This window comes from Actinophytocola sp., assembly GCF_036378875.1.
GTDB lineage: Bacteria > Actinomycetota > Actinomycetes > Mycobacteriales > Pseudonocardiaceae > Actinophytocola.
Genome location: NZ_DASUVO010000039.1, coordinates 1 through 24,989 on the forward strand (window position 1 = coordinate 1; position 24,989 = coordinate 24,989).

The window sequence follows — 24,989 nt, forward strand, 5'->3', positions numbered from 1 at the left end:
AAGTCCGCAGCCGCCTTACTCCTCGCCCTTTCCCGAGTTCTCCCGGATCGTCTCCACGACGCTCGCGTCGGCCAGGGTCGTGGTGTCGCCGAGGGCGCGGCCCTGGGCGATGTCGCGGAGGAGTCGCCGCATGATCTTGCCCGAGCGGGTCTTGGGCAGCTCCGGCACGAGCATGATCTGCCGCGGCTTGGCGATCGGGCCGAGCTTCTTGGCCACGTGGTTACGCAGATCCTTGATCAGCTCTTCGACGGCGCCGCCGGACGTGTCGACGTTGCCGCGCGGAATGGCGAAGGCGACGATCGCCTGACCGGTCGTCGGGTCGGTCGCGCCGACCACGGCGGCCTCCGCGACTGTCGGATGCGACACCAGCGCCGACTCGACCTCGGTCGTGGAGATCCGGTGCCCGGACACGTTCATCACGTCGTCCACCCGGCCCAGCAGCCAGATGTCGCCGTCCGCGTCGTACTTCGCGCCGTCGCCGGCGAAGTAGAAGCCCTGGTCGGCGAACCGTGACCAGTAGGTCTCCTTGTACCGCTGCTCGTCGCCCCAGATACCGCGGAGCATCGACGGCCACGGCTTGTCGAGCACCAGGTAACCGCCGCCACCCGCCGGTACCTCGTTGCCCTGGTCGTCGACGACCTTCGCCGAGATGCCCGGCAGCGCCCGCTGGGCCGAGCCCGGCTTCGCCGACGTCACGCCCGGCAGCGGCGAGATCATGATCGCGCCGGTCTCCGTCTGCCACCACGTGTCGACCACCGGCGTCGACGACGCGCCGATGTTCTCCCGGTACCAGATCCACGCCTCCGGGTTGATCGGCTCACCCACGGAGCCGAGCACCCGCAGCGACGACAGGTCGAACTTCTCGGGGATGTCCTTACCCCACTTCATGAACGTGCGGATCAGCGTCGGCGCCGTGTAGTAGACGGTCACGCCGTACTTCTGCACGATCTCCCAGTGCCGGCCCTCGTGCGGCGTGTTCGGCGTGCCCTCGTAGACCACCTCGGTCACGCCGTTCGCCAACGGTCCGTACACGATGTAGCTGTGTCCGGTCACCCAGCCGATGTCGGCGGTGCACCAGTACACGTCACTCTCCGGCTTGACGTCGAAGACGTTCCGGTGCGTGTAGGCGGTCTGGGTCAGGTAGCCGCCGGACGTGTGCAGGATGCCCTTCGGCTTACCGGTCGTTCCGGACGTGTACAGGATGAACAGCGGGTGCTCCGAGTCGAACGCCTCGGGCGTGTGCTGGTCGGACTGCCCTTCGACGAGGTCCTGCCACCAGATGTCGCGGCCCTCGGTCCACTCGACCTCGGTGTCGGTCCGCTTCACCACCAGCACGTGCTCGACCGACGGCGTCTTCGCGACCGCCTCGTCTACGGCGGCCTTGAGCGGCGCCGGCTTGCCGCGCCGGTACTGGCCGTCCGAGGTGATCACGAGCTTGGCCTGGGCGTCGTCGATGCGCGACCGCAGCGCCTCGGCCGAGAACCCGCCGAACACGACGCTGTGGGTCAGGCCGAGCCGGGCGCACGCGAGCATGGAGAAGATCGCCTCGGCCAGCATCGGCAGGTAGATCGCGACCCGGTCACCGGCCTGCAGGCCCAGCGACGACAGGGCGTTCGCGGTCTTCGAGACCTCGCGCTGTAACTCGGCGTAGGTGATGGTGCGCCCGTCACCAGGCTCGCCTTCCCAGTGGATCGCGATCCGGTCGCCGTTGCCGGCCTCCACGTGACGATCCACACAGTTGTACGCCACGTTGAGCTTGCCGCCGACGAACCACTTCGCGAACGGTGGGTTCGACCAGTCGAGTACCTGGTCCCAGGGGGTTTCCCAGCTCAGCGCGCCTGCCTGCTCGGCCCAGAAGGCCTCGCGGTCGGTCTCGGCCGCCTCATACAGGTCCGCCTTGGCGTTGGCCTGAGCCACGAAGTCATCGCTCGGCGGGAACGTCCTGCTCTCGGTGAGCAAGTTGTCCAGCGTCGGGCCCTGGCCGGACTGCTCGGTCATGATGCGGATCCTCCTCGACCCAAGAGGTGCGTGTTTGCCATGACCGTAGTGTGCTATCTCGCCTGGCAACAGCATCAAGAGAGGTCCAGACCAATTGGTGGACCGTTTTGGGTTAACCCTCGTGGATGACACCCGGTAGTGTCCGTTCCGTGATAGACCCCCTGGCGCCGCTGCTGGCACTTCCCGGCGTCGAAGAGGCGGTGGCCGCCGCACGCGAGGCGGTCGACGCGGTGCACGGCCATCCGGCGAACCGCCGCGGCTGGCCGGCGACCGCCGCGGAGGCCTCGGTACGCGCGGCCCGCGCGTCCGCCGCGCTGGACGGGGGCGACGCGGACATCCCCACCACCGGCGAGGTCACCGAGCCTCACCTGGCGGGCGCACTTCGCATCGGCGAGTCGATCGGGCCGCTGCTGCCGGTCTGGCAACGCGCGCCGTTGCAGGCGCTGGCCCGGCTCCACGTGCTGGCCGCCGCGGACCTGGCCGACGACGAGTCCCTCGGCAGGCCCCGCCCGGCGCGTGCGGTGTCCCGCCGGCTCGACATCCTGGCCGAGCTGGTGGCCGGCGGCACGTCGGTGCCCGGCCCGGTGCTCACCGCGATCGTGCACGGCGAGCTGCTCGCACTGTCCCCTTTCGACACCGCGAACGGCGTGGTCGCCCGTGCCGCGGCCCGCGTCTCGATGATCGCGACGGGCCTCGACCCGAAGGGCCTGGTGGTCCCCGAGGTGTTCTTCCTGCGCCGCTCGGACCGCTACCGCGAGGCCGCGGCGGCGTTCGCGAAGGGCGGCGACGGCCTGACCGAGTGGCTGCTGTTCAGCTGTGAGGCCATCGAGGCCGGCGCCCGCGAGGCCACGAGCATCGCGGAAGCGGCCCTCCCGGCCTGACTCCAGCCGAAGTTCAGCGTGCCTCGTGCACGGACGAGGACCCTGAAGACAGGCGAGTCCCCCCTTCCTCGCCGAGTGGGATCCCACACACAAGGTGGGCCGAGGAACCCCCTAGCGCCTCGGCCCACCTTTCGTATGTCATGCGGGTATGTCGACCACCGCGCTGCTCGCCTGGACACTCGTCGCCGCGCTCGCCGTGATGACCCCCGGGCTCGACACACTCCTCGTGCTGCGCCACACCATGCTCGGCGGTCGCCGGGCCGGCCTCGCGACCGTGGTCGGCATCTCGACCGGCTGTGTCGTCTGGGCGACCGCGAGCCTCGCCGGGCTGACGGCGTTGCTGGCCGCGTCCACACTGGCCTACGACATCGTGCGCGTCGCGGGTGCGGCGTACCTGGTGTGGCTCGGTGCCAAGGCGATCTGGCAGACACTGCCGCGCAACCGAAAGCCGAGCGTCTCGGACGTCGACATTCCGGCCGCGCCCGGCTTGTTCGCCGCGTTCCGCACGGGCGTCGTGACGAACCTGCTGAACCCGAAGGTCGGCGTGTTCTACATGAGCCTGCTGCCGCAGTTCCTGCCGAAGGACGCGACGTCATGGGGCATCCTGCTGGTCGCGATCCACGTGGTGATCGGCTTCGTCTGGTTCCCGCCGCTCATCTGGGCGGCGTCCCGTGCTCGCGCCCTGCTGCTCCGGGACCGTGTCCGTCGCTGGCTGGACCGTGCGACCGCCACCGTCCTGATCGGACTCGGCATCAAGTTGGTGGCCGACGGCCGCTAACCCCGGTGGGCGAGGATCGCGAGTCGCACGCGGTTCGTGGCGCCGGTCTTCGTCATGAGGGCGGCGACATGGGTCTTCACCGTGCTCACCGCGACGTGCAGCCGGCCGGCGATCTCGGCGTTGGACAACCCGTCGCCGACCAGCGCGAGCACCTCGCGTTCCCGGTCGGTGAGGCCGGCCGGTGCTTCGGGAGTGCGGTGCGCGTCGACGGCCGCGCGTATGAGACGACGCAGCACGGACGGGCTGAACGGCGACTCACCGGCGGCGGTGCGGCGGATCGCGTCCAGCAACTGCTCGGGCGGCGCGTCCTTGCCGAGGAATCCCTGCGCGCCCGCCGCGAGCGCGGGATAGAGGTGCTCGTCGTCGTCGAACGTGGTCAGCACCAAGACGTGGACGGCCGGGTGCGCGGCGAGGATCCGGCTCGTCGCCGTGATGCCGTCGACGCCGGGCATGCGCAGGTCCATCAGCACGACGTCCGGCACGAGCCGAGCCACCAGCTGTGTGGCCTGGTGTCCGTTCTCCGCCTCGCCGACCACCTCGATGTCGGCGGTGTTCTCACACAGCATGCGGAGCCCGGCACGCACGAGCCGCTGGTCGTCGACGAGCAGCGTGCGGATCACGCCTCACCTCCGGTCGGGATCGTCACCTCGAGCGACCAGCCGGACGACCGGGTGCCTGCCCGCACCGTGCCACCGAGCAGCGCCACCCGTTCCCGCATGCCGACCAGCCCGAACCCGGCTCGTCCCGCGCGGATACCTGGGCCGTCGTCGGTGACCACGATCCGCACGTCGTCGCCCGCCCGCACGACGAGCGACGCGCGCGGCCGCGGGCCGGCGTGCTTGACCACGTTGGTGAGTCCTTCCTGGACGACGCGGAGCACGGCGAGCCGGTGGATGGCGTCGAGATCCGTGACGGCCGGGTCGATGTCCGCGTCGACCGTGACGCCGGCCGCGCGGGTCCTGGCGACGGCCGAGGCGAGCGCGGTCGGCAACCCGCCTGCGTCCGCGAGGGCCGCGCCCGCGTCGTCGGTCATCGCGGCGGGGTCGCGGAGCACGGCCATCAGGCGCTTCAGGTCGGTCAGCGCGGCACGTGTCGTGGTGTGTGCCTGTCCGAGCGCCTCGTCGACGCGGGCGTTGGTGCCGGCCATCGCGTGGCGGGCCGCCCCGATCTGCACGGCGATCGACGCCATGTGGTGCGCGACGAGATCGTGCAGCTCACGCGCGATTTCCGTGCGCTCCGCGAGCCGGGCGTCCCGGACGGCGAGGTCCCGGCGCCGGTCCGCGTCGAGCGCCCGGCGCAGCACCGACCGGATGTAGACGCCGAGCAACACCGGCGGGGCGGTGGTCACGAGTAGCGACGCCGTGGACAGGACCGGGTCGAAATACGGTGCGTAGAGCACGACCTGCGCCGCGGTGAACGCACCGGCACCGACCCAGCCTCGCCAGCGTTCGCCGCGTATCCACAACTCGCCCAACGTGATCATGGCGAGGATGAACATCATCGGCATCGCGATCTGCGTGCCGTCCCACAGGGTCGCGAGCAGCAACGCCGACTGCGTGACCGTGGCGGTCAACGGCACCCACCCGCCCAGCCCGGTGAGTGTCGCCGCACCAAGGCCCAGGAGCCAGTCGCGCATCGTCACCGGCGTGGGTCCGTGCAGCACCGCGAGGTACGCGGCCGTGACCAGCAGCGGCAGCGCCCGCAGGGGTAGCCACAGCAGCGACGTCACCCGTCCGACCCTATGCGGCGGTGTCCGGGTGCACCTCCTCCCACGGACGGAGAAGCGATAGCCCAGAGCAGGAGGTGCCCGGCACTTGTCGCCACCACCGTGGGTCCCATGACTATCCGACATCTGCTGCTCGCGGTCGTGGTGCCGCTCGTCGGGGTGCCCGTATCGGCGTCCCCGGCCTGGCAGCCCTGCCCGGACAACCCGCACGCGTCCTGCACCACCGTCGACGTCCCGGTCGACTGGGCACGTCCCGGCGCGGAACGGCTGGACATGGCCGTGGCCCGCCGCCCCGCCACGGATACCAAGCTCGGCACGCTCGTCTACCCGCCGGCCGGGCCGGGCAGTTCCGGCGTCGACGCGGTGACGAACGACCAGATCTTCCGCGTGCTGTTCCCGCCGGACGTCGCCGCGCACTTCGACGTGGTGAGCTTCGACCCGCGCGGGGTACGCCGCAGCCACGCGATCGAGTGCGACGGGGACCTTGTCGCCCGGCTGGACCAACCGACTCCGACCAACCAGCGCGAGTTCGACGCCCTGCTCGCCGCGCAGGCCGCGGTCGGCGCCGACTGCCGACGACGGACCGGCGCACTGTTCGACCACGTCGACAGCACCGACGTCGCGCGGGACGTGGACGCGCTCCGCATAGCGCTCGGCGAGCCGACCTTGAATCTGTACGCCCTGTCGTACGGCACGGTTGTGGGCCAGATGTACGCCGAGCGCTTCCCACACCGGATCCGGACGATGGTGCTGGACAGCGTGTTCGACCACAGCGTCGACTCCGACGAGTTCGCGCTGGCGGGTGCGCGTGCCGCGCAGGAGTCGTTCGACCAGTTCGTGTCGTGGTGTGCCAAAGAGCCGTCCTGCGAGCTGCACGGCACCGACGTCCGTGCCCGGCTGGCCGACCTGTTCGCCCGCGCGGAGCAGGGCCGACTGACCGATCCAACCGACCCGACGCGCCGGATCGATCCGGCAGCGCTCACCGTTCGGATCGTCGCCCCGCTGACGCAGCCGAACCTGCCGGCAGTGGCACACGAGATCGCGAACCTGGGAGCGGCGCCGGCAACCCGCGCGGCGACGACGCCACTGCCGATCTACCTCCAGTGCGCCGACAACCGGAACCGAACCACGTCCTTCGCACGGGCAGAGCGGCTCCGCGCGGCATCACGGACGATCGCCCCGGACGTGCGCGGCGCGGCGTTCGACATCGCGGACCTGTGCATCAACCCACCCGTGCCGGCCACGAACCCGCAGCGCCCGCTGAACGTGCGCGGCGCACCGCCGGTCCTGGTGCTCAACTCCCGCTACGACGCGTCCACCCCACATCAGGGCGCGACGCACGTCGCCAGCCAACTGCCGGGCTCAGTCCTCGCCACCTACGACGGCATGGGACACGGCGTCGCCACCCGCACACCCTGCACCGCCGCCCTGGTGTACGACTACCTAGCGGACCGCCGCCTGCCACCACCGGAGACCCACTGCCCGGCGTGAGCTCAGATCGCGGTCGCGCCCAGTGTGTTCAGGGCCTTGCGGACGTGGCCGTCGGTGGCGGCGAGGACCGCTGCCGCGCGGGACGGGTCCACACCGGACAGTAGGTGGACCAGCGCGACCTTGAGCTCGCCCTGTGCCTCGTCCAGGGCGTTCGCGCATTCCTGCTGCGACAGCCCGGTCGCCTCGCGCAGGATCCGGAGGGTGCGGCCACGCAGCTTGGCGTTGGTGGCCCGCATGCTGACCATGAGGTTCGAGTAGGTGCGGCCGAGCTTCACCATGACCGCGGTGGAGAAGGCCGTGAGCACCAGCTTCTGTGCCGTGCCGGCTTTCATCCTGGTCGAGCCGGCGACGACCTCGGGGCCCGTGTCGACCTCGATCAGCACGTCGATGTCGAGCAGGCCCGTCGCGTGGGGGTTGGAGAAGACGAGCGCGGTCCGCGCGCCGAGCTCGCGCGCGGCACGCAGTGCGCCGAGCACGAAGGGGGTCCGGCCGGACGCGGTCAGGCCCAGTACGAAGTCGCCGGGGGAGGCGGACGCCGCGAGCTTGCCGGCGCCCGTCTGCTCGTCGTCCTCGGCGTCCTCGACGGCGCTCTGCAGTGCCAGGTCGCCGCCGGCGTGATGCACGACGAACCACTCGCGTGGCGCGTTGTACGTCGGCGCGAGCTCGGCCGCGTCCACCGTGGCCAGGCGGCCGGAGGTGCCGGCACCCACGTAGTGCACGCGGTGGCCCCCACGCAGTGCCTCGACCGCCAGGTCGACGGCGGTCGCGAGTTCGGGCAGCGCGGCGGCCACCGCGTCCGGGACGAGGTGGTCCTCCGCGTTGATCGAGCGTAGGAGATCGAGCGTGGACAGGTAGTCCAGGTCCGTCGTACGCGGGTTGCGACGTTCTGTCGGCGAATCGACGTGTACGGCCTGGCGCGGCACAGTCATCAGCGGCCTCCCCCAACGATCATTTACCGGTCTCCCGCGCCTTGCGGCGACCGTCGTGGCGGGTCTCCAACCGGTGTGTGCCCACCGCGTCTCTGGTGTCGTCGAGGGCCTTCATCGTGTCGGCCAGGTGGCGCTGGGCGACCCCGATGAACAGGCAGTCGATGACGGTCAGCTGTGCGATCCGGCTCGACATCGCGCCGGAACGGAACGTCGTCTCCCGCGCCGCCGTGGTCAGCACGAGGTCGGCGACCTCGCTGATCGGCGCGGTGGGGAAGTTGGTCAGTGCGACCGTGGTCGCCCCGGCCCGCCGTGCCTCGCGAAGAGCCTCGACGGTGTCGGCCGTGGCGCCGGTGTGGGAGATGCCGACGGCGACGTCGCCGCGCCGGAGCACGGCGGCGGAGGTCAGCATGATGTGGGTGTCGCTCCAGGCGAAGCTGATCCGGCCGATGCGGTGCAGTTTCGACTGGAGGTCGGCGGCGACGAACGCGCTGGCGCCGACGCCGTAGACGTCGACGCGGCCGGCCGAGGCAAGGGCCTCGACGACCTTCTCCAGTACGTCGGCGTCGAGCTGTGCGGCCGTCTCCTCGACGGCACGCGCGTCGGCGAAGGTGACCTTGCCGACGACGGTGGCCAGGTCGTCGTCCGGGCTGATCTCGCCGCCGAGGTCACGTTCGGCACGTGCCTCCGAACGGGCGGTGTCCGCGGCCAGGGCGATACGCAGCTCCGGATAGCCGCCGACGCCGATCGCCTTGCAGAACCGGGTGACGGTCGTCTCGCTGGTACCGGCAGCTTCGGCCACTTCGGTGATGCTGCGGCGGGCGACGGTGGACGGGTTGTCCAGGACGACCTTTGCGACGCGCTGCTCGGCGCGGGCCAGACCGGGCAGTAGGGACCGGATCCGGACCAGCGGACTTGACTCAGTGTGTTGTGTGGTCATGGCACTCGCGCTCACGTGGGAAACTTACTAACAGGCATGTTGGACGACAAGGTGGCAGACGTCGTCTGTGGACAACGCTACCCGTGCTCGGTCAAAGCTTCAGGGTACGGTTGTTTAGGTGCAACATCGGAATCGATGGTTACCCGCACCTTGTTAGCGCCCGGACCAGTTTTTCACCCTCATCGTGATCTACGCTGCCAGCCTTCTGGGTGGAGCTTGTGGGGTTCTTTCTCACCGTTGAGGAGCGTCTGACCACGTTCCGTGACCACTATCTCATCAAGGTTCACCCCGCGCCCGGTGTAACGGGCGTCGGTAGTGACCCGCCAACGCAGCGTGATCTCCGCTGCGAAGGGTAGTCGAGCCTCCACCTTCCACCAGGCGCGGTGCCCGTTGCCGGAGAGTGACGTGACCGCCGCGTCCGGTGCACCTCTGCCCCGGACCGACAGCGGCACTGTCGCCCATGTCACCCCGTCGGTGGTTGCCTCGAATACCAACCGATCGGTGCGCTCCGTGTCCACAAACGCGTAAAAGTTCACTCGAACGGGTCCAGTTGGGTGAAGCGTTACGGTGGTTAGTGACGCAAACGACGCGTCCCCGGGGCTGGTGAACCACGAGTCCCGTCCGAGTCGTGGCCGAACGGCGAGTGCTTTGGCAAGTCCGGTGCACAGCGTCTCGCGGGCGATGTTGATCGATCCCCAGTTCCGGCTCGGGTGCACCCGGTTGGTCAGCAGGATCGCGAACGACCGCGTCGCCGGGTCGATGACCACGTCCGTGCCGGTGTAGCCCGTGTGTCCGGCGGTGCGTGGCCCGGAGAGCGCGCCCATGTACCGCATCAGGTTCAGCTCGAACCCGAGCCCATGGTCATTGCCGGGGAAGGCCCCGTTGTGGTTGGCCAGCATGTCGGTGACCGTCTCGGGCCGCAGGATCCGCTTCCCCTGGTACTCGCCGCCGTTGAGGATCGTCTGCGCGAGGACCGCCATGTCGCCGGCCGTGGAGAAGATCCCCGCGTGCCCCGCCACGCCACCCAGTGACCAGGCGTTCTCGTCGTGCACCGAGCCACGGACCATGCCTCGTGGCGGCGCGGTCTGGAACTCAGTCGCCGCGATCCGGTCCAGCTTCGATGCCGGCGGGTTGAAGCCGGTGTCGACCATGCCCAGCGGCCCGGTGATCCGCTCGGCCACCACCACGTCCAGTGTCCTGCCGGTCACCCGCTCGATCAGCACGCCGAGCGTGATCAGGTTGAGGTCCGAGTACTCGTAGGTCGTGCCGGGCGTGGTCCTCGGCGCCACGTCCATCACGGCCTTGATCCGCGACGGGATGTCCGGGTGGGCCGACCACAGCGGCAGCCACGACACCAGCCCCGAGGTGTGCGTGAGCAGCTGCCCGACGGTGATCGACTCCTTGCCGTTGACGCCGAACTCGGGCAGGTACGTCGCGACGGGCGCGCCCGTGTCCACCTGGCCGGCCTCCACCAGCTGCATCACCGCGATCGAGGTGAACAGCTTCGACACCGACGCCATGTCGAAGATCGTGTCCGGTCGCATCGGGACCTTCTGGTCCTCGGGCAGCTCCGTGCCGGCGCCGTCCGCGTACCGCACCGCGTACCCGTAGGTGCCCCGGCTGACCACGACGCCGTTGTGCACGAGCAGGCTGACCGCCCCCGAGTACAGCGGCACGGTCAGCTTCGGGTCGTAGTTGGTCCTGGTCCACTCGTCGACCTTGGCGAGTGCGGCGTCGATGGGCGCCGGGTCCAGGCCGACCGCCTGCGGTGGACCGTCCCGCAGCACAGACCTCGCGTAACCCGTCCACGACTGGTCGAACCGGCCGCTCGCCCCGCCGCGCGACTCGGCGACGCTCACGCCGGAACCCGCCGTCATGGCCACCACCACCGCCAGCATCGCGACGCGCCTGACTCTGGACATGGCCCCCTCTTCACCGGTAGATCAGGTACTTCTCCCGCAGCTTCGTGAACGCGGCCAGCTCCGCCCGCCACGCTCCGGTCACCTCGCCGACGCTCGCCCCGCCGTCCACCATCGTGCGCAGCCGCGCCGAACCGGACAGCTTGTCGATGTAGTTGTCCGGTCGCCACGCGAAGACGTTCGGGTGCACCTGCCTGGCCGTGACGAGCATCGTGACCGCGGTCCTGATGGGCTCGAACCGGCGCTCGTCGGTGATGTGGAGCTGCACGCCACCGCAGGTCTGGTTGACCCACTTCGAGAAGGTCGGCACGAAGTAGGCCTCGCGGAACCGGACACCGGGCAGCCGGGCCTGGTTGAGCGCCTCGGCCCAGCGCCAGTCGATCCCGGGCGCGCCGATGATCTCGAACGGTCGGGTCGTGCCCCGCCCCTCGGACAGGACCGTGCCCTCGAACAGGCACGTGCCGGGGTAGGCGAGCGCGGTCTGCGGCGTCGGCATGTTCGGGCTCGGTAGGACCCAGGTGAGGCCGGTGTCCGAGAACAGGTCGTCCCGACGCCAGCCTTTCAGCCGGACCACGTCGAGGCTCACCAGCCGCCCGCCCGCGTCCGCCGGTAGGAACTCGGCGTCGAACAGCCGGGCCAGCTCGCCGGCGGTCATGCCGTGCTGCTGCGGGATGGGTTTGCGACCGATCCCCGACGCGAACGCCGGGTCCAGCACGGGCCCGAAGGCCCGCCCGCCGACGGGGTTGGGCCGGTCGAGCACGACGAAGCGCACGCCGGTCGCCACGGCCGCCTGCATGGCCGTGTACATGGCCCAGATGTAGGTGTAGAAGCGGGCGCCGACGTCGGCGATGTCGAACACCAGCGTGTCGATGCCGGACTTGGTGAACAGGTCGGCGAGCTTGGCCGCGCTCGCCCCGTACGCGTCGTACACCGGGACCTGCGTGCGCGGGTCGAGGTAGTCGCCCTCGGACCCGCCGGCCTGCGCGGTGCCGCGGAAGCCGTGCTCGGGGCCGAACACCGCGGTCGGCTTGACCCCGGCGGCCACCATCGAGTCGACGACGTGTGTCTGGTCGCGCAGCACGCCGGTCGGGTTGGTGAGGACGCCGAGCTTGCGCCCGGTGAACCTGGACCACCGGTCCGCGGCCAGCGAGTCGGCGCCGGTGACCGTGCCCCGTTGCCCGTGCGGTTCCGCGCTGGCGCCACTGGTCCCGACCAGCGGCGCCGCCATCGCCGAGGCCATCAGGAAGTTACGGCGGTCCATGCCGCGCCGGTCCTTGCTCACCATGTCAGTCCGAAGTCGAAGGGGTACTGGATCGTCGACGTGCCGCCGACGGGGATGTCGACCGGCAGCTTCCCGGTGGGGGAGAGCTCGCCGAACAGGACCTTGGCCAGGGACTCCATGGCGTGTGCGCGCCAGCCGTAGGTGGCGAGCCAGGTCGGCGCGTCGACGTAACCCGCGTCGTACGGGATCTGCGACGCGACCGCGATCACCGGCTTGCCGGTGGCGAGCAGCGCGGACACCAGGTTTCGCTGGTTGACCCGGTCCTTGAGGTTGTTGGTCAGCACGACGACGAGATCGGCCGAGCCCGCCGCCGTGACCGCGCCAGCGACCGTCGTGGCGTTGGGGTTGGCCCCGGTGGGCAGCGCCGTGGCGGTGGCGCCGCGGCGATTGAGGCTGTCGGCGAGCCACTGCGGGCTGCGGGCGGTGAACACCGTGTCGCCGATGCCGGTGACCAGGACCCTGCCGGGGTTGGCGCGGAACGGCAGCAGACTCGCGTCGTTGCGCAGGACGGTGGTCGTGCGGTCGCTGATCCGCTGGATCGTGGCGAGGTGGTCAGGGGTGCCGACCCGCTCGGTGAGCTTGCTCTCGTCGACGAACGGCGAGGTCAGGATGCCGCGCTTGAGTTTGAGCAGGAGGATCCGCAGCACGCTCTGGTCGATGCGCCGCTCGGTCAGCCGGCCGCTGTCCACGGCCGCCTTGACCGCGTTGAGCGCCACCTGCAGGTTCGGCGGCATCAGGAGCTGGTCGACGCCCGCCTCGAGCGCCATCACGGGGATCTCCTCCGGCGGGAAGACGTTCGCGCCGCCCATGCCGAGCGCGTCGGTGACGATCACGCCTTGGTACTTGAGCTCGTCACGCAGCAGCCCGGTCAGGATCGGCTTGGACAGCGTGGCCGGCACGCCGGACGGGTCGAGGCTCGGCACCTGGATGTGGGCCGTCATGACGGAGTCGACGCCCGCCCTGATGGCGGCTTTGAACGGCGGCAGGTCGGTGGCCCGCCACTCGGCCTCGGTGCGGTCGATGTTCGGCAGGCCGGTGTGGCTGTCCTGGTGGGCGTCGCCGTGGCCGGGGAAGTGCTTGGCAGACGAGGAGACGGTCTGGCTCGGCCGGCCGCCCTCCTGGTAGCCCTCGACCTCCGCGGTGACGAGCCGGCTGACCAACTCGGGACGCGAGGAGAACGACCGGGCGCCGATGACGGGGTTGTCCGGGTTGGAGTTGACGTCCGCGTCCGGCGCGAAGTTCTGGTTGATGCCCATGGCACGCAGTTCGCGGCCGTTGATCGTGGCGATCGTCCTGGCGTCCGCCGCGCTGCGCCCGGCGCCGACGGCCATGCTCGACGGGAACTCGGTGGCCGGCGACTCGAGGCGGGTGACGTTGCCGCCCTCCTGGTCGATGGCGATGATCAGCGGGAGCCGGGTGTTCGACCGCGTCGCCGCCTTCTGCAGGCCGTTGGAGAACGCCGCCATCTGGGCCGGGTTGTCCACGTTGTCGGTGGTGCTGTTGTTGAAGTAGATGACCCCGCCGACACCGAACTTCTCGATCACCTGCGTCGGGGTGTCGACGCCGTAGTTCGTGCGGTTGGTGGGGTGTGCCTCGTCCGCGCTCTTGCCCCACACGGAGACCACGAACAGCTGGGCGATCTTCTGTTCCAGCGACATCCCCCGCAACTCGGCCCGTGCGCGGGCCTCGGCGGCCGCCTCCGGGCTCGCCTGCGGTGTCGCCGTGCCGGTCACCGCGGTGGCCGGTTGCACGCCGCTAACCATGGCACCGGTCGCGACCACCGAGACCGCGACGGACAGGCAGCGACGGACAGACGATCTGGACAGAGACACAGCGGCCTCCCTGGCCGGCCAAGCGGGACAATCCGTAACCTCTTAACCGAGAGCGAGCAGCACTCGTAAGTTACCCACGAAATCGACTCGTGGACAAGTAGGTGTTCGGCCTAACCTAACCCGCCGCACCGACAAAGGCGCGCTCTTGTGATTGCCCCAGAAAAGCAAACTGGGCGACCCCCTGCCTCCCGGCGGGGATCGCCCAATCGCCAGCACGAGCCACTCGGGTTACCAAGCGTGCAACGGTGTCGTACAAACCTGGCCTCGGCGTCCGGCGTCCCGGTACGCAGTCCCTAGACGACATGCCTCCCGCGGCGTGCTGCGCGTGGGTGCCCGGTGCTCGTGCACGGAGCTCCGGCAGGGTGGACCAGTCTTCTCTTCGACTGGTCCCTGGCTGACCGGAAGTCCGCATCTCCTTTGTACTCAGTGGGCAAGGTCACTTCAAGAGCACGGTCGGGTGCACCGTTACAGACTCCGTAAGTGGTTGATGGCGACTGAAGGTGAGCGTATTCTGCTTAGCCCAGCGCCATTTCCTGAAATGTTTCAACGTTTTCTGCGGCGGTGGATCCCGTACCATGTCGCACCGGCCGTCGCGATGGCGCCGAGACTGATCGCGGTGACCGCGACAGCCGCTCCCGAAGGCTGGAACCGCGACCGCAGCGACACCGGTTTGGTGAACTCGAGCACCGGCCAGCCACGTTCGGTGGCAAGCGCACGCAGCCCGCGATCGGGGTTGACAACGGTCGGGTGGCCCACCGCCTCCAGCATCGGCAGATCCGTGATGGAGTCGGTGTAGGCGTAGCTGGTGGTGAGGTCGTAGCCATGCGTCGCGGCGAGCTCCTTCATGGCTGTTGCCTTGTTCTCGCCGTAGCAGTAGAACTCGATCTCGCCGCTGTACTTGCCGTTGGTCTCCACCATCCTGGTGCCGATGCTGTGCGTCGCGCCGATCATGTCGGAGATGGGCGTGACGATCTCGGCCCCCGACGCCGAGACGATCACGATGTCGCGGCCTTCCTTCTTGTGGTCGGTGACCAGTTCGGTGGCCTCCGCGTAGACCAGCGGATCGACGATGTCGTGCAGGGTCTCCTCGACGATCGCCCGCACCTGCTTGACGTCCCAGCCCGTACACAGGGCGGTGAGGTGTGCGCGAATGCGCTCCACCTGGTCGGCGTCGGCGCCCGAGGCGGCGAAAACGAACTGGGCGTAGGCCCCCTTGAGCACCGCCCGGCGGTTGATGAGGCCGTTGCGGAAGAACGGCCGGCTGAACGCCAGGGTGCTGGACTTGGCGATAACCGTCTTGTCCAGGTCGAAGAACGCGGCGGCGCGTAGGTCGGTCACTTGACCCAGCATAGGAGTGACCGGTCCCGCATCGGCCGGTTGCCGCAGGTAGGGCCGAGTTGTTGCGGCACTTCGAGCAAGTTGCAACCAAGACTGGGAGGTAACGGGCTACAGTGATGGCATCCGGCGTGACGCCGGACCGGTTCAGTCCGACCCCCCGGGGCTGAACCTTCGACGACCCCCGTCCCTCCCCCCTGGCGGGGGTCGTCCCTCACCCCCGTCTTGTCTCGGGTTTCGTCGCCCTGTCTCAATCGCGCCCGTTCATCGCGCCTGTTTCGTCGCGCGCTCAAACGGTCCAGGGTATCTCGACCCACCGACAAACTCGCCGCGCTGAAGGCGCGCACGGGGCCAGTTGTCCACAGCCACTCCGGTTGTCCACATCTCGATCTTCACGCGTTGTCCCCGCTCCCGCACCCGCCGATCGTGGAACCAGCCGGGCACTCCCGCCCGGCCACGGACCCGAGAGGCATGTGATGAACGCGAACCGCCCGGTGGCCTACGTAGCGGACGAGGCCTTGCTGGACGACCTGCTGAAGCTGGCCGCCGCGGCTGGTTGCGACCTGGAACTGGTCCCGGACGCCTCGGCGGCACGACAACGTTGGTCGAGCGCTCCTCTGGTCCTGCTGGACCAGACCGCGGTGACCGCGTGCGTGGCCCAGTCCCTGCCCACCCGCGCCGCCATCGTCGTGGTGGCAGCGGATCCCGAACCACCAGAGCTGTGGAAACAGGCGATGGAGCTGGGCGCCGAACGCGTCGTCACGCTCCCGGGAGCCGAGCCGTGGTTGGTGAACGCACTGGCCGACGCGGCAGAAGGTCCACCGAGCAACTCGGGCAAGGTCCTTGCGGTTCTGGGCGCCCGAGGCGGCGCTGGCGCGTCGGTGTTCTCGGTCGCGGTGGGCCTGACCGCGTTGAAGGCAGGCGACAACACGCTCCTGATCGACTGCGACCCACGAGGCGGCGGCCTGGACGTTGTGCTCGGCGCGGAGACCGAGGCAGGCTTTCGCTGGCCGGACATGCGGCTGAGCGCCGGACGGATAGCGGCCGCCTCACTACACGAGTCCCTTCCGACCAGACGCCGGGGCAATGCCCAGATGACCTTGCTTTCCGGTGCGAGAAAAGGCGAAGGACCAGCCCCGGACGCGGTGGCGGCCGTCATCGAGGCCGGCCGCCGGGCAGGTGAGGTGGTCGTCTGCGACGTTCCGAGACAACTGGACGCGACGGCATGGGCGGCCATCGACCGAGCCGACCTGACGGTCATCATCACGCCCGCGGAGGTGAGAGCCGCCATCACGGCGGCACAGACAGCCGAGGAACTGGCGAACCGAGGCACCACCGCACAACTGATCGTGCGAGGCCCGTCCCCGGGTGGTCTACGCGCCGACGAGATAGCGGCCTCGGCGGGAGTCCCTCTCCTGACCACGATGCGGCCGGAACCTCAGCTGGCGCAGTCCCTGGAACGCGGCGACTTCCACCCGAGAAGCAAGGGCCCACTGACTCAGGCGGCACGAGCAACGCTGACGGAACTGGCCACGATCCGATCGAACCCCGGCCGGGGCCACGGCGACCTGAGGGCCGTCTCGTGACCACGTACGCAGCGAAGACCGACTCCCTCGCCCCGGCTTACCGCACTCCGGCCATGGCGAGGGCGGAGTGGGTGCCGGGCCACTCGCCTGGCCCGGCACCCCACGTCATCTCCTTCTCGCCGAGGCGAAACCAGGGCTATGTGCCCGTTCCACAGATGTCCCCGCCGGCACAGGTATCCGGCCGGGGACGGCCGGCGCCCGGATCCGAACTCCCCCGCGGAGCCCGGGCGCCGGCCACCACATCACCAAGGAGCACACGTGAGCACCGCTGATCTCGTCGAGCGCGTCCGCGGGCGCCTCGCCACCAGCGGGACCGCGATCACGCGCGCGGAGGTGGCCCGTGCGGTCCGCGAGGAGAGCGGCATCGCAGGCCACGACGACATCCTGGTCGCCACGGATCTCATGACCAGGGAGTTCGTCGGTGCCGGCCCGCTCGAACCGCTCCTCCGTGCTCCCGGCACCACCGACGTCCTCGTCACCGCACCCGACGAGGTCTGGTGTGACGGCGCCGGCGGCCTGCGCCGCACCGACATCACCTTCGCAGACGAGGACTCGGTTCGCCGCCTCGCGCAGCGGCTCGCCCTTTCCTGCGGCCGCCGGCTCGACGACGCCCAGCCGTTCGTCGACGCGTGGCTGCCCGGCCGGGTTCGCCTCCACGCGGTACTCCCGCCGATCGCCGCCGACGGCACGTGCATCTCGTTGCGGGTACTTCGTCCGGCGGGTCACGACCTCGACTCTCTTCGCGCGCTCGGCACGTTCGACGACACCGTCCACCACACGCTCAGGGCGATCGTCGAGGCGCGGCTGGCGTTCGTCATCACCGGCGGCACCGGCGCGGGCAAGACCTCGCTGCTCAACGCGCTCCTCGGCGAGGTGTCCGCTCGAGAACGGATCGTCTGTGTGGAAGACGCCGGCGAGCTGGCGCCGAACCACCCGCAGTTCGTCCGTCTCATCGCCCGGCCACCGAACGTCGAGGGGGCGGGCGAGGTGACGCTCGCCGATCTCGTCAGGCAGGCATTGCGCATGCGCCCCGACCGCCTGGTGGTCGGGGAGGTGCGTGGCAGCGAGGTCTGCGACTGGCTCAACGCGTCCAACACCGGTCACGACGGCGGCGCCGGCACGGTCCACGCCAACTCCCCGGCCGAGGTGCCGGCACGCATGGAGGCACTCGCCGCGCTCGGCGGTCTGCCCAGAGCGGCAGTGCACAGCCAGCTGTCAGCCGCGTTCCACGTCGTGCTTCACATGTGCCGGGACAGGGACGGCGCCCGGCGTCTCACCGACGTCGGCGTCTTCGACCGGCACGGCGACACCGTCCGGGTCGTCCACGACCGCACCCGGCTCAAGGCACTGCTCGCGGAGCGAGGGGTGGCCGCGCCATGGTGAGCCTGCTTCTGGCCAGCCTCGCACTGTTGTGTTGGCCCGACATCCGTGCCGGCACGCGACTGCGCGCCATCACCGGTCAACACTCCCGCAAACGCTTCCGTGCACCGCGGCCGAGCGCCGTTACCGCCATCGTCGCGGCAGTGGTCACGGGCTGGCTGCTCGCCGGACCAGGCGGCGCGGTGGCGGCCGCTCTTCTGGCGGCGACAATCCGGCGGCAGACAACGGCCCGCGCGGCGAACCGCCAATCGCTGACCGCGATGGACGGGCTGGCCGAGGCGCTGCGCACACTCGTGGCGGGTCTCCGTGCCGGAGCCCATCCGGCGGCAGCCGCCGAGGCAGCGGCTGAGGACGCACATTCACCAATCGCTCCCACGATGCGCGCCATCGCGGCGGCGGCACGGCTTGACGGTGACATCACCGCGGTTCTCGACACCACTGGCTCCCCGGCCCTCGCCACCGCACTCGGTCGAGTGGCGACCGCATGGCAGCTGGCGCAACGACACGGCCTACCGCTGGCCGACGTACTCGACGCGGCCCGGCGCGACCTGGACCTACGGGCACGTTTCACTCGCCAGGTCCTCGCCAGGATGGCGGGACCACGATCGAGCGCACTGGTGCTGTCCCTGCTGCCGCTGCTCGGCATCGCACTGGGTGAGGGCATCGGCGCGAACCCGCTGAGGCTGCTGACGAGCAGCGGGCTCGGCCAGATGCTGCTGGTGGTGGGCGTCGCCCTGCTGTGCGCGGGTGTCGCGTGGTCGGGGCGCATCACGAACCGGGTGGTGGTCCGATGATCAGCCACAGCATCGCGCTCATATTGCTCGCGGCGGCGATCCCACTGTTGTCACGCGCCGACGTGGCAAGGATGCGGCTCGCCTGGCTGTCCGGCCGTCCCCTGCCCGGCACTCGGCTGTGGGGTCGCGTCACCAGCAGACCGAGCAGCGACCACGCGACCCGACTGCTACTTCCCGCGGCGGCCGGCGCGCTCACCGCCGTGGTCGTCGGGTTGCCCAGCGGTGCCGTCGCCGGGGCCATGGTCGCGATCGGTGTCTCGTGGTTCCTCCGCCGCGCCAGGCAACCACCGAAGGCCGACCCCATGACCGTGGCCGCGACCTGGGACCTGCTGGCCGCGTGTCTGCGGGCCGGGCTTCCGGTGCCGACGGCCGTCACGGCGGTCGCGGGTGAGCTGCCGATCACGGCCGCGCGGGCGCTCCGCGCGTCCGCCGACCTACTCGCGTTGGGCGCTGACCCCCACACGGCATGGGCCCCGGCAACGAGTTGTCCGGACACGGCGGCGCTGGCGAGAGGCGCCCGTCGTGCGGCCCAGTCGGGTACGGCGTTGGCGGACCTGGTCACCGACCTGGCGGCGTCGGTTCGCGCGAACGCCTCCGACGCGGCGGAGGCAGCGGCCCAGCGGGCGGGCGTGCTGATCACTGTGCCATTGGGACTGTGCTTCCTACCGGCCTTCGTCTGTCTCGGCCTCGTGCCGGTGGTAGCCGGCCTGACCGAGGGGTTCTCACTGTGAAACACACCAATAGAAGGAGAAACATGTTCCACCCACCCCGACACGCCTTCCTCGACGACACGGGTTCGACCACCGAGACGGCGATCCTCATGATCGTGACCGCCGCCCTCGCGACAGTCCTCCTGGTGGTCGTGCGAAGCGGAGGAGTGCAGGCGGGTCTCACCGACCTGGTCGAACGAGCACTCAACTTCAGCGGCTGACATCCATGGCCGGGAGACACCGAAAAAAGCGCGACGACCGCGGCGCGGTCACGGTGGAGATGGCGATTGCGCTGTCAACTTTCCTGATCGTGCTGGGCATGGTGCTGTACTGCTTGGCAGCGGCGGCGGACCAGGTGCGCTGTCTGGACGCGGCAAGGGAGGCGGCGAGGCAGGCGGCCCGTGGCGAACCAGAGCAAGCAAGGAACGCGGCCGCTCGCATAGCTCCCGCCGGCGCACAGATCACCATCAGCACGCAGGGCGCGCACATCCACGTCGACGTACGCGCCGCGCCGGCCGGGGGTGTGCTCCCGGGAATGCGCTTACATGCGCAGGCCTTCGCCGTCCGCGAACCGACCGAGTGAGCCAACGCGGGAAGCACCCGCTGGCGCTCAACAAAAACGCGACGTCCCAACCGCGGGATGGGTCCCGCGCCTGCCGGCTCGTGCCGACCGCTCGTGCCATCCGGTGCTGTCCGGACACGAGCCGGCGTGCGGCCCACCCACTCAAGTAAAGGGAGCACCTTGTCGAGTAGAAGAGATTGTGCGATCAGCAGTTCAGGTGGCCTGACCGGCAAAGCACTGACATCTGCCGGTGGACGACCGAAAACGTGCATGTCGCGACACCAACACCGATGTATGTCGCCGTTCTTCGGCAGGGCTGTCCGGTGAACGACCGTTCGTCGACGGAGGTCGGTGGCTCCCGGTGGCGGCGGAGCATCCGGTTCGTGCCGCTTGACCGTTCGCCGCCGAACGGGCGCGATGAGCGGTCAGGCGACCGAGGCTCGGCGACAGTGATGGCGGCCGGCGGCATCGCGGCGGTCATGATCGTGATGTTCTGGCTGCTGTCGTTCACCGCCGCGGTCGTCACTCGGCACCGGGCGGAGAGCGCCGCCGATCTCGCCGCGCTCGCCGCCGCCGCCACGGCCGTCGCTGGTGAGGGGGCGGCTTGCGCCGAAGCGCGGTGGGTGGCCGAGCAGATGGACGTCATGGTCCGGTCGTGCCGGCTGTCCGATTGGGACGCACTTGTCGAGGTGGTCACGGCGCCGTCCGGAGCGTTGGGGAGTTTCGGTGAGGCGACGGCACGGGCTCGGGCTGGACCAGTGGAGCGGGCTAGTTGGCGCCCGTTCAACGGTCGCCGTTGAACGGTGAACGGTATTGCGGCCCGGTCGCGGACCGGTCTGGACCACCGTTCGCCGGCAGCGGGGCTTCAGCCGGTCTTTACCGCGTATTCGTTTCACCGTGCGTAGACGACCAGTTGTCGACTGCAAGTTTCGACGGGTGGACCCGGTGCCGTTAAGTATCGGTAGGGCGCCTCGCCGCACAGGGGAGCCCGCAGTACAAGGAGGCAAGAGCTCGACATGTTGGACATGGATTCGTCGGATAGCTGGCGCAGAGCCTTCCACGTCGAACTACGGGCGCAGGCCATCGGCCTCGCGTGGCGTGGTTGGGCAGTGCTGCCAGGCACCTATCCGGCTGGCTCGCAGTGGGCGGGCCGCGAGGGCGTGGAGAACACCGGCCCCCAGCCGGTACACGCGGACTGGCAGGAGCGCATCGGCACGAAGCCCGAGCAGGTCGCCACATGGTGGACCGGGCAGCCGTACAGCCTGCTGCTGGCGACCGGCGTGACACTCGACGCCATTGAGGTGCCAGGACATCTGGGTCGCGGCGCAGCCAGGGTGCTGCGCGCGGTCGGGTTGCCGGTGCCGATCCTCGCGACCCCGGACGACCGCTGGACGTTCCTTGTCCACTCCGGACAGGAACTCGCGAGCCCACTCGTCGAGCACGGTGATGTCGTGCTGCACCAGGCTGGTAGCTGGGTTCCGCTACCGCCGACGCCGGTCGAGCACGGAGTCGTGCACTGGCGTGTCCGTCCCGAGGTGTGTGGCTGGCAGATGCCGGCGGCGAGCCTCGTGCAGGACGCACTGATGGACGCGATCGCGAACGAGTCGACCTACGCCCGCGGCGGTCGACTGGTCACCGCGGACTGACAGGTCCGCGAACTGGGGTCCAAACCCCCGAAAAGCTTTGCCGGAGCCCGCACCCATCCGGCAAACCCCGCGGTGGAAAGTCCGCATGTCGCGCGGCACCACCGCACCAACCCGTCCCGGATAGGCGCTGCTCCCGCACCTATCAGTGGCCAACCGGGACGGGCAGCATGCCGGGCGCTCGCAGGAGGAGCAGATCTCCCGCGTCGCGACCGAAAGGGACACGGCGGCCACGCCGCCGTCGGCGAAACCTGGCCGAACGGTTTTCGCCTGTCTCGCGGAGGGGTCTGCCTCCCCATACCTCCGCGACACAGGGGAAAACCCAGCCGAAGTCCCAAATACGAGCGCGACTCCCGAGAGCGGTTGAGACCGTTCCTCGCGCGCCCGGCTAACTCAGAGCGCCGGGGCAGGTCCACAGCCGCCCCGGCGCTCTGTGCTTTCCCAACGCAGACTCGTCGCGAACACCCATCAACCGCTAATGCTGTGACCGCGAAGATTCGCCGAGGGCTTCGCAGGTCGCGCGGTGAAAGGCGCGTTCACCACCCTGCCGGTGTGGTGAACGGTGCGTTCACAGGGTTGAACCCAGATCCAACGAGGGGCTTTTCACGCCTCGGGCAATGTCCCGAAAGACGCGCTCGTGTCGTTGAACGTCCCCATCGCGTCTTTCAGGACACCAGCCATGTCGCCCAGCGCATTGTCCTTTCAGGACACAGTGGCTGTCCCCGGGTTCATGCTCACTCTCCACAACCCCAACGGGCGTCGGTCATGAGGCCTTCGAGTCGCGAGGTTCCTCTGTGGACGTTGTCACCACGGTGAGGACCGTGTTCAGCACGCTGATCGCGCCTTGTTTGTTCAGCGGCTCGTTTCCGTTGCCGCACTTGGGGGACTGCACGCACGACGGGCAGCCCGACGGGCATTCGCACGCGGCGATCGCGTCCCGTGTGGCCGTCAGCCATGGGACGAGGGCCGCGTGGGCGCGGTCCGCGAAACCCGCGCCGCCCGGGTGTCCGTCGTGGACGAACACCGTCGCCTCGCCGGTGTCCGGGTGCGACGCGGTCGACACACCTCCGATGTCCCAGCGGTCACAAGTCGCGAACAGGGGGAGCAGGCCGATGGCCGCGTGTTCCGCCGCGTGCAGTGCGCCCGGGATCTCGTGTTTGGTCAGTTCCGCTTCCGTCAGCAGCTCGTCGGAGAGCGTGTACCAGACGGCCCGCGTGTTGAGCGTCTGTTCCGGCAGGTCCAGCGGGACCTGGTCGAGCACCTGGCCGGACGGCAGCTTCCGCAGGTACGCCACCACGTGCGAGGTCACCGCCACCTCGCCCAGGTTCACCGTCACGCCGTCCGGCCACACGGCCTGCTCCTCCACCGACAGCACCGAGATGTCCACCTGCTCGCGCGGCGACGTCGACCATTCCGGGTCCTCGCGGTGCACCATCGCCAAACCCGTCGACAGGTCCAGTTCATCCACCACATAGGACGTGCCCTGGTGCAGGTACACCGCACCGGCATGGACGGTCGTGAACGCCGCGCCAGGGTCGACGGTCCCCAACAGCCGGCCCGAGTCGGCCTCCACGACGGCCACCTGGTCGCCTCCCGAACCGCGGATGTCCACCGACGCGTGTGGTCGCTCGCGGGATGTCCAGTACCAGCCGGTCGGTCGCCGCCGCAGGACGCCCTCCGCAGTCAGGTCCTCCACCACGCGGCGGGCCACCGCGCCGCCGAAGGCCGGCAGGCACGCCTCGGTCAGCGGTAGCTCCATCGCCGCGCAGGCCAGTTGCGGGGCCAGCACGTACGGGTTGGTCGGGTCGATCACCGTCGCCTCGACCGGCTTGTCGAGCATCGCCGCCGGGTTGTGCACCAGGTACGTGTCGAGCGGGTTGTCCTGCGCGACGAACACCACCAGCGCGCTGTCACCCGACCGGCCCGCGCGCCCCGCCTGCTGCCAGAACGACGCCAGCGTCCCCGGGTAGCCCGCCACCACCACGGCGTCCAGCCCGGCGATGTCCACCCCGAGCTCCAGCGCGTTGGTGCTCGCCACCCCGAGCAGCGTGCCGTCGGCGAGGGACTTCTCCAGTGCCCGTCGCTCCTCCGGCAGGAACCCGGCGCGGTAGGCGGCCACCCGCGCCGGCAGCGACGGATCCACCTCCGCCAGCGCGTGCCGCGCCGACAACGCCGTCAGCTCCGCGCCCCGCCGCGACCGCACGAATGCCAGCGTGCGGGCCCCCTCCACCACGAGGTCGGTCATGATCCGCGCGGTCTCGGCGCCCGCCGAGCGCCGGACCGGCGCGCCGTTCTCACCGGCCAGCTCGGGCAGCAGCGGCGGCTCCCACAGCGCCACCGTCCGCGCGCCGCGTGGCGAGGCGTCGTCGCTGACCGCCTCACACGGGACCCCGGCCAGCCGGGACGCTGACACGGCCGGGTCCGACACGGTCGCCGACGCCAGCACGAACACCGGGTCCGTGCCGTACCTCGCCGCCACCCGCCGCAACCGGCGGAGCAACAACGCGACGTGCGACCCGAACACCCCGCGGTACCCGTGGCACTCGTCGACCACGACGTACCGGAGCCGGCGGAAGAACGACGCCCAGCGGGCGTGTGACGGCAGGATGCCGCGGTGCAGCATGTCCGGGTTCGTGAACAACCACCGCGCATGGGCCCGCGCCCAGTCACGTTCCGGCATCGGGGTGTCCCCGTCGAACGGCGCGGGGCGGATGCCGTCGAGGGCCAGATCGGCGACCGAGCGCAGCTGGTCGGCGCCGAGCGCCTTCGTCGGCGACAGGTACAGGGCCGTCGCCCGCGTGTCGGCGGTCAGCGCGCTCAGCACGGGCAGCTGGTAGGCCAGCGACTTGCCGGACGCGGTGCCCGTCGCGATCACGACGTGCCGGCCTTCCCACGCGTGGGTCGCCGCCTCGATCTGGTGCGCCCACGGCCGGGTCACCCCGACGCCCGCCAGGGCCTCGCGCAGGGACGACGGCACCCAGGACGGCCAGTCGACCGGTGTGGCCGGTCGCTCCGGCAACTCGCGCACGTGCCGCAGCGGGTCCTCGCCGTGCGGCACGCCGGCCAGGACGCGGTCGAGCAGGAGGCGACTCACGGGAGCGAGGGTCGCACACGCCACCGACAACCAGTTCCGCGAGTGTCGGACCGCTGCCTGTGCGTGCCGAATAACTGTTTCGACGACAATTCTGTATCGATGTTCTGTATCG

General features: G+C 70.0%; 21 protein-coding genes. 11 read left to right on the forward strand and 10 right to left on the reverse strand.

Annotated elements, in window-relative coordinates:
- Positions 1–15: 15 nt before the first annotated feature.
- Positions 16–1,998, reverse strand: a complete 1,983-nt coding sequence (gene acs / locus VF106_RS10430; protein ID WP_330839422.1) for an acetate--CoA ligase — start codon at positions 1,996–1,998, stop codon at positions 16–18.
- Positions 1,999–2,123: 125 nt separating this feature from the next.
- On the opposite strand from acs, the gene VF106_RS10435 reads away from it, so the two are divergent.
- Together VF106_RS10435 and VF106_RS10440 are read left to right on the forward strand one after the other, a co-directional pair.
- On the forward strand, positions 2,124–2,879 hold the full coding sequence (locus VF106_RS10435; protein WP_414638917.1) for a Fic family protein: 756 nt from the start codon (positions 2,124–2,126) through the stop codon (positions 2,877–2,879).
- Between the two features lie 148 nt (positions 2,880–3,027).
- Positions 3,028–3,657, forward strand: coding sequence for a LysE family translocator (locus VF106_RS10440; RefSeq protein ID WP_330839424.1), 630 nt, complete (start codon positions 3,028–3,030; stop codon positions 3,655–3,657).
- On the opposite strand, the gene VF106_RS10445 is transcribed toward VF106_RS10440, so the two are convergent.
- Entirely contained in the window at positions 3,654–4,277 is a 624-nt protein-coding gene (locus VF106_RS10445) for a response regulator transcription factor (RefSeq protein WP_330839425.1), read from the reverse strand. The two genes, VF106_RS10440 and VF106_RS10445, sit on opposite strands and share 4 nt — an antisense overlap.
- Positions 4,274–5,386: a sensor histidine kinase gene (locus tag VF106_RS10450; protein WP_330839426.1), complete on the reverse strand. Its 1,113-nt coding sequence runs from the start codon at positions 5,384–5,386 to the stop codon at positions 4,274–4,276. The genes VF106_RS10445 and VF106_RS10450 overlap by 4 nt, the downstream gene beginning before the upstream one ends.
- Positions 5,387–5,494: 108 nt before the next feature.
- On the opposite strand from VF106_RS10450, the gene VF106_RS10455 reads away from it, so the two are divergent.
- Complete coding sequence (locus VF106_RS10455; protein ID WP_330839427.1) at positions 5,495–6,874, forward strand: alpha/beta hydrolase; 1,380 nt, start codon at positions 5,495–5,497, stop codon at positions 6,872–6,874.
- A gap of 2 nt (positions 6,875–6,876) precedes the next feature.
- Here VF106_RS10455 and VF106_RS10460 read toward each other — a convergent pair whose 3' ends face one another.
- From VF106_RS10460 to VF106_RS10485, 6 genes are all read right to left on the reverse strand, one after another.
- Entirely contained in the window at positions 6,877–7,806 is a 930-nt protein-coding gene (locus tag VF106_RS10460; RefSeq protein WP_330839468.1) for an N-acetylmuramic acid 6-phosphate etherase, read from the reverse strand.
- Positions 7,807–7,822: 16 nt separating this feature from the next.
- Positions 7,823–8,740, reverse strand: a complete 918-nt coding sequence (locus tag VF106_RS10465; protein ID WP_330839469.1) for a MurR/RpiR family transcriptional regulator — start codon at positions 8,738–8,740, stop codon at positions 7,823–7,825.
- A 179-nt stretch (positions 8,741–8,919) separates the two neighbouring features.
- Entirely contained in the window at positions 8,920–10,662 is a 1,743-nt protein-coding gene (locus VF106_RS10470; RefSeq protein ID WP_330839428.1) for a serine hydrolase domain-containing protein, read from the reverse strand.
- Between the two features lie 10 nt (positions 10,663–10,672).
- On the reverse strand, positions 10,673–11,944 hold the full coding sequence (locus tag VF106_RS10475; protein ID WP_330839429.1) for an exo-beta-N-acetylmuramidase NamZ family protein: 1,272 nt from the start codon (positions 11,942–11,944) through the stop codon (positions 10,673–10,675).
- A complete protein-coding gene (locus VF106_RS10480) occupies positions 11,938–13,704 on the reverse strand; it encodes a glycoside hydrolase family 3 protein (protein WP_330839470.1) in 1,767 nt (588 codons plus the stop codon). The genes VF106_RS10475 and VF106_RS10480 overlap by 7 nt, the downstream gene beginning before the upstream one ends.
- Positions 13,705–14,316: 612 nt before the next feature.
- A complete protein-coding gene (locus VF106_RS10485; RefSeq protein WP_414638919.1) occupies positions 14,317–15,123 on the reverse strand; it encodes an HAD-IB family hydrolase in 807 nt (268 codons plus the stop codon).
- A gap of 461 nt (positions 15,124–15,584) precedes the next feature.
- Between VF106_RS10485 and ssd the strand changes: the two genes are divergently transcribed.
- From ssd to VF106_RS10525, 8 genes are all read left to right on the forward strand, one after another.
- Positions 15,585–16,694, forward strand: coding sequence for a septum site-determining protein Ssd (ssd, locus tag VF106_RS10490; protein ID WP_330839431.1), 1,110 nt, complete (start codon positions 15,585–15,587; stop codon positions 16,692–16,694).
- A gap of 258 nt (positions 16,695–16,952) precedes the next feature.
- The gene (locus tag VF106_RS10495) at positions 16,953–18,077 is read left to right on the forward strand and encodes a TadA family conjugal transfer-associated ATPase (RefSeq protein ID WP_330839432.1); all 1,125 of its coding nucleotides are present in this window, start codon (positions 16,953–16,955) and stop codon (positions 18,075–18,077) included.
- Entirely contained in the window at positions 18,071–18,868 is a 798-nt protein-coding gene (locus tag VF106_RS10500) for a type II secretion system F family protein (protein ID WP_330839433.1), read from the forward strand. Before VF106_RS10495 ends, VF106_RS10500 begins: the two co-directional genes overlap by 7 nt.
- Entirely contained in the window at positions 18,865–19,599 is a 735-nt protein-coding gene (locus tag VF106_RS10505; protein WP_330839434.1) for a type II secretion system F family protein, read from the forward strand. Before VF106_RS10500 ends, VF106_RS10505 begins: the two co-directional genes overlap by 4 nt.
- 23 nt (positions 19,600–19,622) lie before the next feature.
- The gene (locus tag VF106_RS10510; protein ID WP_330839435.1) at positions 19,623–19,799 is read left to right on the forward strand and encodes a DUF4244 domain-containing protein; all 177 of its coding nucleotides are present in this window, start codon (positions 19,623–19,625) and stop codon (positions 19,797–19,799) included.
- Positions 19,800–19,858: 59 nt separating this feature from the next.
- Positions 19,859–20,161, forward strand: a complete 303-nt coding sequence (locus VF106_RS10515; protein WP_330839436.1) for a TadE family type IV pilus minor pilin — start codon at positions 19,859–19,861, stop codon at positions 20,159–20,161.
- A gap of 302 nt (positions 20,162–20,463) precedes the next feature.
- Positions 20,464–20,940 (forward strand): Rv3654c family TadE-like protein, encoded by a 477-nt coding sequence (locus VF106_RS10520; RefSeq protein WP_330839437.1) that lies wholly within the window; start codon positions 20,464–20,466, stop codon positions 20,938–20,940.
- A gap of 216 nt (positions 20,941–21,156) precedes the next feature.
- Positions 21,157–21,786: a bifunctional DNA primase/polymerase gene (locus tag VF106_RS10525; RefSeq protein WP_330839438.1), complete on the forward strand. Its 630-nt coding sequence runs from the start codon at positions 21,157–21,159 to the stop codon at positions 21,784–21,786.
- 760 nt (positions 21,787–22,546) lie between these two features.
- Here VF106_RS10525 and sftH read toward each other — a convergent pair.
- A complete protein-coding gene (gene sftH, locus VF106_RS10530; protein WP_330839439.1) occupies positions 22,547–24,877 on the reverse strand; it encodes a DNA 3'-5' helicase SftH in 2,331 nt (776 codons plus the stop codon).
- Positions 24,878–24,989 lie beyond the last annotated feature (112 nt).